9 protein-coding genes are annotated in these 11,852 nt (G+C 69.6%); 6 read left to right on the forward strand and 3 right to left on the reverse strand.

Going from position 1 to position 11,852, the window contains the following annotated elements:
- Window positions 1-67: 67 nt before the first annotated feature.
- From radA to AB4Y67_RS12265, 5 genes are all read left to right on the forward strand, one after another.
- Window positions 68-1,441 carry a DNA repair protein RadA gene (radA, locus tag AB4Y67_RS12245; protein WP_441406050.1) on the forward strand — a complete coding sequence of 458 codons (1,374 nt, stop codon included), beginning with the start codon at window positions 68-70 and terminating at the stop codon, window positions 1,439-1,441.
- 312 nt (window positions 1,442-1,753) lie between these two features.
- Window positions 1,754-2,071: an SHOCT domain-containing protein gene (locus AB4Y67_RS12250; protein ID WP_441406051.1), complete on the forward strand. Its 318-nt coding sequence runs from the start codon at window positions 1,754-1,756 to the stop codon at window positions 2,069-2,071.
- On the forward strand, window positions 2,071-3,549 hold the full coding sequence (locus AB4Y67_RS12255) for a multicopper oxidase family protein (RefSeq protein WP_441406052.1): 1,479 nt from the start codon (window positions 2,071-2,073) through the stop codon (window positions 3,547-3,549). The genes AB4Y67_RS12250 and AB4Y67_RS12255 overlap by 1 nt, the downstream gene beginning before the upstream one ends.
- Window positions 3,550-3,634: 85 nt before the next feature.
- The gene (locus AB4Y67_RS12260) at window positions 3,635-5,764 is read left to right on the forward strand and encodes a heavy metal translocating P-type ATPase (protein ID WP_441406053.1); all 2,130 of its coding nucleotides are present in this window, start codon (window positions 3,635-3,637) and stop codon (window positions 5,762-5,764) included.
- Window positions 5,765-5,780: 16 nt separating this feature from the next.
- Window positions 5,781-6,416: a class I SAM-dependent methyltransferase gene (locus tag AB4Y67_RS12265; protein ID WP_441406054.1), complete on the forward strand. Its 636-nt coding sequence runs from the start codon at window positions 5,781-5,783 to the stop codon at window positions 6,414-6,416.
- 227 nt (window positions 6,417-6,643) lie between these two features.
- On the opposite strand, the gene AB4Y67_RS12270 is transcribed toward AB4Y67_RS12265, so the two are convergent.
- Both AB4Y67_RS12270 and AB4Y67_RS12275 read right to left on the reverse strand, forming a co-directional pair.
- Window positions 6,644-7,846, reverse strand: a complete 1,203-nt coding sequence (locus AB4Y67_RS12270) for a fatty acid desaturase family protein (RefSeq protein WP_441406055.1) — start codon at window positions 7,844-7,846, stop codon at window positions 6,644-6,646.
- A 14-nt stretch (window positions 7,847-7,860) separates the two neighbouring features.
- Complete coding sequence (locus tag AB4Y67_RS12275) at window positions 7,861-8,931, reverse strand: ferredoxin reductase (protein ID WP_441406056.1); 1,071 nt, start codon at window positions 8,929-8,931, stop codon at window positions 7,861-7,863.
- A gap of 100 nt (window positions 8,932-9,031) precedes the next feature.
- Here AB4Y67_RS12275 and AB4Y67_RS12280 point away from each other — a divergent pair, with 100 nt between their 5' ends.
- A complete protein-coding gene (locus tag AB4Y67_RS12280) occupies window positions 9,032-10,234 on the forward strand; it encodes a PucR family transcriptional regulator (RefSeq protein WP_441406057.1) in 1,203 nt (400 codons plus the stop codon).
- A 99-nt stretch (window positions 10,235-10,333) separates the two neighbouring features.
- On the opposite strand, the gene AB4Y67_RS12285 is transcribed toward AB4Y67_RS12280, so the two are convergent.
- Window positions 10,334-11,689 (reverse strand): protein kinase domain-containing protein, encoded by a 1,356-nt coding sequence (locus AB4Y67_RS12285; RefSeq protein ID WP_441406058.1) that lies wholly within the window; start codon window positions 11,687-11,689, stop codon window positions 10,334-10,336.
- Window positions 11,690-11,852 lie beyond the last annotated feature (163 nt).

Genomic DNA, 11,852 nt, shown 5'->3' on the forward strand with positions numbered 1-11,852 from the left:
TCCGCGGCGCGTCTGGCCGGCGCCGGGCCGGCGCAAGGTTGTCGCTGGGCGCGGATAGGGTGGAGCAATGGCTACCAAGACTTCCCGGACCACCAAGGCGCCGGGCTATAAATGCGCCGAGTGCGGCTGGACAACGGCCAAGTGGGTGGGCCGCTGCGGCGAGTGCCAGGCCTGGGGCAGCGTTGAGGAAACCGGCGGCGCCGTGGCACGCACGACGGCGGCCACCACCGTGCTGGAGCCGGCCCGCCGGATCTCCGAGGTCGACGCCACCACCGCGGCTTTCCTGCCCACCGGCGTGGACGAACTGGACCGCGTCCTCGGCGGCGGGCTGGTTCCCGGCGCCGTGATCCTGCTGGCGGGCGAACCCGGCGTCGGCAAGTCGACCCTGCTGCTCGACGTCGCGGCCAAGTTTGCCCGCACCGCGCAGGACGTCCTCTATATCACCGGCGAGGAATCCGCCGCTCAGGTCAAGCTCCGCGCGGAGCGGATCGACGCCGTCGCCGAATCCCTGTACCTCTCTGCCGAAACGGACCTCGGTCAGGCCCTGGGCCAGGTGGAGAAGCTCGAGCCGCGCCTGCTGATCGTGGACTCCGTGCAGACGCTGAGCAGCGCCGACGTCGAAGGCAGCGCCGGCGGAGTTTCGCAGGTCCGTGAGGTGACGGCCTCCCTGATTGCCGCGGCCAAACGCCGCAACATGACCACGTTGCTGGTGGGCCATGTGACCAAGGACGGCTCGATCGCCGGACCCCGGCTGCTCGAGCACCTTGTGGACGTGGTGTGCCAGTTCGAGGGCGAGCGCCACTCCCGGCTGAGGCTGCTGCGGGCGGTCAAGAACCGGTACGGTCCCACCGACGACGTCGGCTGCTTCGACCTGAACGAGGACGGCATCGTGGGCCTGGCCGATCCGAGCGGGCTGTTCGTCTCCCGGACCAAGGAGCCCGTGTCCGGCACCTGCATCACGGTGACCCTCGAGGGACGCCGGCCCCTGCTCGCGGAGGTGCAGTCCCTGCTGGCCGAAAGCGCCAGCTCCCAGCCGCGCCGGGCAACCAGCGGGTTGGACAGTTCCCGGGTGGCCATGCTTTTGGCGGTCCTCCAGCAGCGGGCCGGCTGCCTCCTGAGCAAGGACGATTCCTACGTGGCGACCGTGGGAGGCGTGAAGCTCAGCGAGCCGGCGACGGATCTGGCCGTCGCGCTGGCCGTGGCGTCGGCCAAGTCCAAGAAACCCCTGCCGCAGCGGCTCATCGCATTCGGTGAAGTGGGTCTGGCCGGAGAAGTCCGCCCGGTGCCCGGCATCAACCAGCGCATCCAGGAGGCCCACCGGCTGGGGTTCACCCACGCCGTGGTCCCCGCGAGCCCGAACGGCCCCGGCCCGGTGCCTGCGGGCTTCTCGGTGCGCGAGGTCGGGCACCTGGCCGAGGCGCTGGGACTGCTGATCAGCTGAGGCCTTCGTAGCCCGCTGCTTCGGCGTCGCGGTCCTGTCCGGCTGGTCCTTCCAACTCACGTCCATTCCCAGTTACTTCGCGGCCCAGCCCCGACGTTCCTTCCCAGTTACTCCGCCGGCCGGTCCCTGCCCGCGGCGGAAATCCGCGGCTTTCCGCGCGCCCCGGTGCGCAAAGCCGGGAAACTCGCCGGGTAACCGGGAAGGAACGTCGGCCGGGCGTCCCGGATGGCGACTTACGACCCTATCCCCCGCCGGGTATCCGGAAGACCATTGCCTAAGGGACTAAACGGTCACGGGCGAAGGGAACTGGCCATGATGGGACGCAATTGGGACGGCTTGGGCCTGATGTGGCTCTGGGGTCTGCTGCTGCTGGTCGGGATCGCGGTGCTGGTGCTGCTTGCGGTCCGGCTGTTCACCGGCGGAACCAGCCGCGGAGGTCCCGCGCAACCGGGAGGGGCCGGACCCTACGCACCGCCGCCATACGGCCCGCCGGGGACCACCCCGGGCGGCCCCGGCATTCCGGGCGGCAAGAGCCGGGCGCGCCTGATCCTGGATGAGCGCTTCGCGCGGGGCGAGCTCACCGCAGAACAATACCGCGAGAATTTGAAAGTGCTTGGCGAGGAGCCGTAGTGCGGCCGATCAGCCGCCGCGATGCCCTTCTCCTGGGCGGCCTGGGCACGGCGGCAACGGTGGCAGGCGGCGCGGGGCTGTGGTGGTCCCTGGCTTCCACGCAGCAGCCGACCGGCGGCACGCTTCCCGCGGAAGATTCCGGGCTGCATGGCCCCCCGGAACTCCGCAGCGCGGACGGCAGGCTGGCGCTCACCCTTGAGGCCGCCCCCGGGCAGGTGGTGCTCGGCGGCCGCCGGGCGGGCGCCTTCTGCTACAACGGCACCGTCCCGGGGCCCACGCTCCGCCTGCGGCCGGGCGACGAGCTCGCCATCCGGCTCGTGAACAGCCTCGACGGGCCGACGAACCTGCACGTCCATGGCCTGCACGTGTCGCCCCAGGCCAACGGCGACAACGTGTTCGTGGCGGTCAGGCCCGGAGAGGGTTTCGACTACAGCTACCGGCTGCCACCGGACCACCCGCCGGGCGTGTACTGGTACCACCCGCACCACCACGGCACGGTTGCGGGGCAGATCTTCGCGGGGCTTTTCGGGGCGATCATCGTTGAGGATCCGGACGACATCCCCGTGAGCAGGGAACGGATTCTGGTCGTCTCGGACACCACCCTGGACAGTGCCGGGAACATCGCCGCGGTGTCGCCGATGGAACGCATGGCGGGCCGGGAAGGTGAACTGCTCCTGCTCAACGGTCAAAGCACTCCGCTCCTGACCGCCCGCCCCGGCGAACGGGAGAGGTGGCGGATCGTCAACGCCTGTGTGGCCCGCTTTGTCCGGCTCCGGCTGGACGGCCAGCAGCTGCAGTTGCTGGGCCTGGACTCGGGACGGTCCCCCGATCCGGAGACCGTCAGCGAACTCCTGCTGGCGCCGGGCAACCGTGCGGACCTGCTGATGACGGCCGCCGCCGGTGAATCGGTCCTGCTGGCACTCCCCTACAACCGTGGTGGGATGCCGGGAATGATGGGGCAGGGACGGCTCCCCGCCAGGGGCACGGGCGCCCTGGCGGTCGTCCGGGTGGACGGCGAACCCGGGGCACCGCCCGGCGCCGTTACTGCCAGGCGGGCCCAGGAGGACCTCCGCTCCGCACCCGTGGCCGCCCGCCGGCAGCTGGTCCTGGCCATGGGCGGCGGCCCGGGAGGCATGGGCGGGGGCATGGGAGGCATGCGATTCACCATCAACGGCCGCGAATACAGCGAGGCCCGCACGGACACGGTCGTGGCGGCCGGGTCGGTCGAGGAATGGACGCTGATCAACACCAGCCCCATGGACCATCCCTTCCATCTGCATGTGTGGCCGATGCAGGTCATCGAGGACAACGGCCGGGTAGTGGACTCCGTGGACCTGCGGGACGTCGTGAACGTGCGGGCGAACGGGCGCGCCACGGTCAGGATCGCGTTCCGCGACTTCAGCGGCCGCTCTGCGTACCACTGCCACATCCTGGACCACGAGGACCTGGGCATGATGGGCGTGATCGAGGTCCGCTGACCGGCGGAACCTCTTGCCAGACATACCCCCCAGGGGTATGGTGGGCTGATCCTCAACAAACGATGAATCTCCTTGGGAGCGCATCATGGAACACCGGCACGGCAGCCATCCCGCCGACGGCCAGCAACTGGACTCCCCGCCGGCAGGACACACCGGGCACCAGCCGCGCGGCATGCCCGACGCCGGCCCGGCCCGCCAGATGGACGACGAGCACCTCGTTCACAGCCACGGCCAGCACGCCGGGCACAGTGTGGCAATGTTCAAGCACAGGTTCTGGCTGACCCTGGCCCTGGCCGTCCCGGTGGTCTTCTTCAGCCCCATGTTCGGGGACCTGCTCGGCTACGAACCTCCCGTCTTCCCCGGCTCAGCCTGGATTCCTCCCGTGCTGGGAACCGTCATCTTCTTCTACGGCGGCCAGCCCTTCCTCAAGGGCGGCCTCAATGAGCTGAAAACCCGGAAACCGGGAATGATGCTGCTGATCGCCATGGCCATCACGGTGGCGTTCACCGCCTCATGGGCGACCACACTGGGGATCGGCGGCTTCGCTCTCGACTTCTGGTGGGAACTGGCACTCCTTGTCGACATCATGCTCCTGGGGCACTGGCTCGAAATGCGCGCCCTCGGCTCGGCCCGGGGCGCCCTCGATGCCCTCGCGGCGCTGCTCCCGGACGAGGCCGAGCGCATCACCGGTTCCGGAACGGAGACGGTTCGCGTGGCCGAGCTCCGGAGCGGCGACACCATCCTGGTCCGCTCCGGAGGCCGGATGCCGGCGGACGGAACCGTGACCCAGGGGCAGGCCGAATTCGACGAATCCATGATCACGGGCGAGTCCAAGACTGTCCTGCGGACCCCCGGCGATCCGGTGGTGGCGGGGACCATCGCCACGGACAACAGCCTCCGGGTCCAGATAACAGCCACCGGCGAGGACACCGCCCTCGCCGGGATCCAGCGGCTCGTCGCCGAAGCGCAGGCCTCCTCCTCGCGGGCGCAGGCCCTCGCCGACCGTGCCGCCGCCTTCCTGTTCTACTTCGCCGCAGGCGCCGGCGTCCTCACGTTTATCGCTTGGACGCTGCTGGGCAGTTTGCCCGACGCCGTGGAGCGCACCGTGACGGTGCTGGTGATCGCCTGCCCGCACGCCCTGGGCCTGGCCATCCCGCTGGTCATCGCGATTTCCACCGAGCGGGCGGCCCGGGCCGGTGTGCTGATCAAGGACCGGATGGCGCTCGAGCGGATGCGGACGGTCGACGTCGTGCTGTTCGACAAGACGGGGACCCTGACCAAGGGCCAGCCGGAACTTATGGGCGTTGCCGCCGCCGAAGGGGCCGACGGCGACGGGCTGCTCGCGCTGGCTGCTGCGGCGGAGTCGGACAGCGAGCACCCGGTGGCCCGCGCCATTGTGGCCGCCGCCCGCGGGCGCGGCCTGCCGGTCCCGGAAGCGAGCGATTTCACCTCCCTGACCGGCCGCGGCGTCCGTGCCACGGTCGGCGGCCGGACCGTCCGGGTGGGCGGTCCGGCCCTGCTCCGGGAGCTCGGGGCGGCGGAACCGCCGGAGCTGGCCTCCGTCACGGCCGCCTGGCGGGAGCGCGGCGCCGCGGTGCTCCATGTGGTGGACCGTGGCACCGTGATTGGCGCCGTGAGCCTTGAGGACGCGGTCCGGCCGGAATCCCGCCAGGCCGTCGCGGCCCTGCAGCGCCGCGGCATCAAGGTTGCCATGATCACCGGCGATGCCCGGCAGGTAGCCCGGGCCGTGGCCGCCGAACTGAAGATCGACGAGGTCTTTGCCGAGGTCCTCCCCGCGGACAAGGACAAGAAAGTGGCCGAACTCCAGGCCCGCGGCCTCAGGGTGGCGATGGTGGGGGACGGGGTCAACGACTCCCCCGCCCTGGCCCGGGCCGAGGTGGGAATCGCGATCGGCGGCGGAACCGACGTCGCGGTGGAGTCCGCCGGTGTGGTCCTTGCCGGGAACGACCCCCGGGCTGTGCTGTCCATGGTGGACCTGTCCCGGGCAAGCAACCGGAAAATGTGGCAGAACCTCGTGTGGGCCACGGGCTACAACATCATCGCCGTGCCGCTGGCCGCCGGCGTCCTGGCCTTCGCCGGGATCGTCCTCTCCCCCGCCGCCGGCGCTGTGCTGATGTCCGCCTCCACGATCGTGGTGGCCCTCAACGCCCAGCTGCTGCGGGGCCTCAAACTCAACCCGGCCGACGCCGGCTGACCGGAAGGAAACACCCGTGCCTGAGAGCAGTCCGCGCGAGTCATCATTCGGGAGATCCTATGCGCGGGTAGGCCCGCGGATGGACGCCCGCGGGGCGGCGGACCACCGACGGCGGCTCGTGGCAGCGGCGCACGGCGTCGTCGTCGAAATCGGGGCGGGTTACGGGGCGACGTTTCCGTTCTACCCGGCCGCTGTGACGGGCGTGCTGGCCATCGAACCGGACCCCTTGCTCCGGGAGCTGGCCCGGGCCGCTGCCGGCCGGGCGCGGGTGCCTGTCACCGTGGAAGACGGCGTGGCTGAATCACTGCCGGCGGCGGACGCCTCAGTCGACGTCGTAGTCTCCAGCCTGGTGCTGTGCAGCGTGGCGGACCAGTCCGTCGTCCTGGCGGAAATGGCCCGGGTCCTGCGGCCGGGCGGCCTGCTGCTGTTCTATGAACATGTCCGCTCGGCCCAACGGGTGCTGGCGGCCGCCGAGGACCTGCTCACCCCTTTATGGAGCCGGATGGCAGGCGGATGCCACCCCAACCGCGACACCCCGGCCGCGGTCGCCGGGGCCGGCTTCACGGTGCAGGACTTGGAGCGGTTCGGCTTTTCGGTCCTCCCGGGCAACCCGCGGCTGGCCCACGTTCTGGGACTGGCCAGCAAACCCTGAGCGCCGCCCCCGCTGTGACGCCTCCGCTGTGACGTTCCTCCCCGGTTACCTCGACTCACCGGCGTGCTGCGGCCCGGATTTCCGGGGTTTTCCGCTGCCGGCGGGGCCGCCCACGGCAGGTAACTGGGCAGGAGCGTCGCCTAACGCACGACTCCACGCGCAAGGGGCGCCTGCCGCGATGGCAGACGCCCCTTGCGTCAATCCTTCAACCCTTGTGGGCCCGGTGCTTAGGCCTTCTTGGGCGGCAGTGCCAGCTTGAAGACCTTGGCCCAGGTGGAGCCGACCTGCTTCCAGATAGGTCCCGTGGTGTAGGGCAGGCCGTAGCGCCGGCAGATCTCCTGCACCTTCGGCGCCACCTCGGCGTAGCGGTTGGACGGAATGTCCGGGAAGAGGTGGTGCTCGATCTGGTGCGAAAGGTTGCCGGTCATCAGGTGCATGAACTTGGAGCCGGAGATGTTGGCGGAGCCGATCATCTGCCGGACGTACCAGTCGCCGCGGGTCTCGCCTTCGACCATTTCCTCGGTGAAGGTGTCCGTACCCTCGGGGAAGTGTCCGCAGAAGATCACCGCGTGGGCCCACACATTGCGGACCGCGTTGGCCGTCAGGGTGCCGTAGAGTGCCTGCTTGCCGGAGCCGGTCAGCATGGCGACGGCGGGAGTGGCGGCGTAGTCCTTGGTGAACTGCGTGAGGGCCTTGCGGCCGAGGGCCTTGAGGTCCTTGGTGAGGGCTTCCTTGGACTTGTTGCCCTCCTTGTAGTCGTTCAGCTCGAGATCATAGATCGCGATGCCCCATTCGAAGACCGGGGCCAGCAGGGCGTTGTAGAGCGGGTTGCCCAGGTTGAACGGCTTCCATTCCTGCTCCGCGTCCATCCGCAGGAGGTTGTATCCGACGTCGTTGTCCTTGCCGACGACGTTGGTCCAGCGGTGGTGCAGATCGTTGTGGGTGTGCTGCCAGGAGCGTGCCGGGGTCACGAAGTCCCACTCCCAGGTGGTGGAGTGGATGTCCGGGTCCCGCATCCAGTCCCACTGGCCGTGCAGGATGTTGTGTCCAAGCTCCATGTTTTCCAGGATCTTCGCCAAGCTGAGCAGTGTGGTCCCGGCAACCCAGGCAGCCTTGTGCTTGCTGACCAGAAGCGTGGCGCGGCCGGAAATCTCCAGGCCGCGCTGGATCTTGATCATGCGGCGGATGTAGGCGGCGTCAGATGCTCCGCGCTTGGCAAGGATGTCGTCCTTGATGGCGTCGAGTTCGCGGCCCAGTTCGGCGACCTGCTCGTCGGAGAGGTGCGCCGCAGCGGGCGGCCGGACGGTGGGGCTGCCGGTCTCGGCCAGGGCGCCGCGCCGCGTCTTCACGGCAGCAGGCGCCTTGGCAGAGTCGTCAGCGCCTTGGGGAGCGTCCTCGGAAACGTCGGGCTTGTCGGAAACAATCGTCATGCTGTGGGTACTCCTCAGAGGTCGAGGTTAACGGGTCCGGCGGCTGCCGAAACACACGTCTGGATTAGTTGGCCGGGCTCGCCATGGACTTCGTCCGTGCGCAGGTCACGGACCTGGCCGGCCCGGAGGGGGATAAGGCAGCTGTGGCAGATGCCCATGCGGCAGCCGCTGGGCATCAGGACGCCGGCGTCCTCGCCGACGTCGAGCAGCGGCGTGTCGCCGTCGGCTTCGACTTCGCGGTCCGACGCCTCGAACGTGACCAGCCCGCCGTCGTGCCCTTCTCCGCCGGCGAGCTTGGTGCTGAAGCGCTCGATGGTGAGGGTGGCGTCCGAAGGTTCGGCGGTGGCGGTCTCCGCTTCCCAGAGCGCCTCGGCGTCGTCCAGGAAACTTTCGGGGCCGCACGCGTAGGCGGCGCGCTGGCGCCAGTCCGGGCAGAGCTGCTCGAGCCCCGCCATGGAGCTGAAGTCGAGCCGGCCGCGTTCGCCCGTGAACCAGTGGATGACACGGAAGTTGGGGAACTGGTCCGCCAGTTCGGCCAGTTCCTCACGGAAGATGGCGTCCGCCGGGGTCCGGGCGGTGTGGATGAGGACGACGTCGGAGTCCGGGCGGTGCGGCACGAGGGTGCGGATCATGGACATGACCGGGGTGATGCCGCTGCCGGCCGTGAGCATCAGCAGGGGCCGGGGGTGTTCGGGGAGGACGAAGTCTCCCTGCGGCGGGGCCAGGAAGAGAACGTCGCCGGGCTTGGTGTTGCGCACGAGGGTCCCGGAGACGGCACCCATGTCGCTGACAGTGATGGCCGGGTCTTTGCCGGCGGGGGCGCTGAGCGAGTACGACCGCCAGTGGCGGACGCCGTCGAGCTCGACGCCAATACGGGCCCACTGGCCGGCAAGGTGCGCTTGCCAGCCGCGGCCGGGACGGAAGAAAATGGTGGCGGAATCGGCCGTTTCTGGAACCACCCGGGTGACCACGCCGCGCAATTGGCGGGCAGAAAACACAGGGTTGAACAGCGACAGAATGTCTTCTGGAGCTAGTGGGGTGGTCAGTAGAGATGCGGCGCGCGCCAGCTTACGGAGCCGGATCATTTATCAATCTTATGTCAGACGGGGTCATAGTTCTTCACCCAAGGCATACGATCGACCAGAAGAAACTATCGCCCCGCGACAACATACTGGAATCAGCCTCATGAACACTTCCCCCACCGGCACTCCCGGCTCCCCCGCCTACGACCCCCCGTGGCTGGCCCTGCCGCGCGAGGTCAGCGATGTGCTCCGGCCGATGATGCCGGGCATCGTCGAGGCCATCATCGACGCCGTGCCGCAGCTCGTGCCGGCCTACGCCCGGCCGATCGAGGGCCGCTTCGGGCGCGGGCTCCGCCGCGGCGTGGCGGCCGCCCTGGACCGCTTCCTGCAGCTGCCGGGGACCAGGCTGCCCGCCCTGTCCGAGGAGAGCAGGCAACTCGTGGCGGGGCTGGGGAGCGGCGAGTTCCGGCAGGGCCGGAGCATGGACGCGCTGCTGAGCGCCTACCGGATGGGGGCCCGCGTGACCTTCCGCGAGATGTCCCGGGTGTCCGTGGAGCACCACCTCGGCCAGACCGTGGTGGTGGATCTGGGCGAATCGATCCTGGCCTACATCGACGAGCTGTCCGCGGTCAGTGCCGAGGCGTACGCCTTCGAACAGTCGGAGCGGGCCGGCGCGGTGGACCGCCGGCGTACCGAACTGCTGGACCTGCTGCTGCTGGGGCAGGCCGATGAGGCGGCCCTGCGTCAGACAGCTGCGATGGCGGACTGGTCGCTGCCGCAGCGGATGGTGGTGGTGACCCTGCCGGTGGACCGGTCCGCGGGGCTGCGGCTCCGGCTGGGGCCGGGAACGCTGGTCATCGAACGGGAGACCGACGCCGTCGCCCTGGTTCCGGCGCGGAAGTCCAAGTCCGCGCGGGCGGACCTGGAGAAGGCGCTCCGGGGCCGCGGCGCAGCCGTGGGCCCGGCGGGCGGCTGGGAGAAGGTCCCCGATTCCCTCCGGCTGGCAGTGCTCGCGGCCTCGGTCCTGCCGCCCCGCGACGGCCCGGAGGACCCTCCGATCTGGGCCGACGAGCACCTGGCCGAGGTGATCCTCGGCGCGGAACCTTCCGCCATCGCCGAGCTGGCCAACCGCCGCCTGGCGCCGCTGGAAGGACTCCGGCCGGCCCAGCGCGAGCGGCTCGCGGAGACGCTGCTGTCCTGGCTGCGGCACTGGGGCCAGCGCGCCCCGGTGGCGGCAGAGCTCGGCATCCACCCGCAGACCGTCGGCTACCGGGCGGCGCAGCTGCGCGAGCTGTTCGGCGACACCCTGGAGGATCCGAAGGCACGGTTCGAACTGGAGCTGGCGCTGCACGCCGGGAGGCGTTGAACAGCGCAGGCGTTGAACAGCGTAAGCGTTAAGCAGCGCCGGCGTTAGCGGGACGCCGCCCGGCGTCGAGTCCGCCGTCGTGCCCGCCGTCGTGCCCGTTTAGCTGAGGATCGCTTCCCGGCTGTGCAGCCGCTGCTCCAGGTCGTGCATAACGATCGCGGCCAGATCCTCCAGCGCCCGGACGTCGTCGGCGCTGAACTCCCGCGGCTCCCGGTCCAGGATGCAGAAGGTGCCCAGGTTGTAGCCGTCCGGCGTGCGCAGCGGGACGCCGGCGTAGAACTGCAGCCCGAAGTCGCCTGCCACCAGCGGATTCGCGAGGGTGCGGGGATCCTTCACGGCATCTTCAACAACCCAGGCGTCATCCTGCAGGATCGCTGAGGCGCACAGCCCCGGGTCGCGGCCGATCTCCGTGACGTCGGTGCCGTGGTGGGCCTTGAACCAGATCCGGTCATGGTCAACGACGCTGACGATCGCCACCGGCACGGAGAACATCCGTGCCGCGAGTCCCACTACCCGGTCGAAGGTGCCGTCCGCGGGGGTGTCGAGGATCCGGTAGCGTTCCACCGCGCGCATCCGGTCTTCCTCGTCGGTTGCACCGGGGGCATCCCGGCGGTGGCGTGCCGCGCTGTTGATGACTTCCTGACGCAGGGCCAGCGAAACTTCCCGGGCCTGCGGGCGCTCTGCCGGGTTCCGGGCGAGCATGGAGGACAGCAGCGCAACCCACATGGGGTCGAGCTCCTCGGGAATCTGCGGATCGCGCAGCAGCCGCGCGACGGCGGACTGGACAGGCGCCCCGGGGTAGGCCATCTTCCCGGTCAGCCCTTCGAGCAGCACCAGCCCGAGGGAATACACATCGCTGAGCGGCCCGGCGGGTTCGCTGGCGGCCTGCTCCGGGCTCAGATACGCGGGCGTGCCGGAGGTTCCGCCGTCGTCGTGCACCCGGCCGTTCCCCGTTTTGGTGGCAACGCCGAAGTCGCTGAGCTTGGCCCTCGGACGCCTGTCGTCGTTGTTGTAGTCCACCAGCAGGATATTGGCCGGCTTTACGTCGCGGTGCACAATGCCGTGATAGTGAATATAGGCGAGCCCGTCCGCCAGGTCGTGGCCGATCAGCGCCATGTGGGCCGCGGACAGCGGCCCCTGGGCGGCGCGGTGGCGGAGGTCCGGCCCCCGGACCAGTTCCATCACCAGGTAAGTGAGGCGCGCCTCCGGGTCGCTCAGGTCGGCGCCGGCGTCGAACAGCGTCACGAGGGCGTGGTGGCTCAGGCCGGCGAGAATACGGATCTCCTGCCCCTGCCGGCGGGTGTGTTCAAGATCGTCCGCGTCATCACGGAAGAGCTTGATGGCCACCTCGCGCTGCAGGAGTTCGTCATGGGCGCGGTACACGGTGGACTGGCTTCCCCTGCCGATGAGGCATTCGATCCGGTAGCGCCCGCTCAGCAGGAATCCTGGTTCCATGCCGAGTTTTCTGTTGTAGTCAGTCAAAGAGGGTTCGTTATCCCTTGGAGGCAGGGCCCGCCGACGAGGTCGCGGGATCAGTTCAAAGCCGCAAACCGTACGGCGCCCGCAAAGTAGCAAGGTTACTTATGGTACCGCGGAAACGGGATTCAGGAAGACCCGG

Source organism: Arthrobacter sp. YAF17 (assembly GCF_052113365.1).
Taxonomy (GTDB): Bacteria; Actinomycetota; Actinomycetes; order Actinomycetales; family Micrococcaceae; genus Arthrobacter.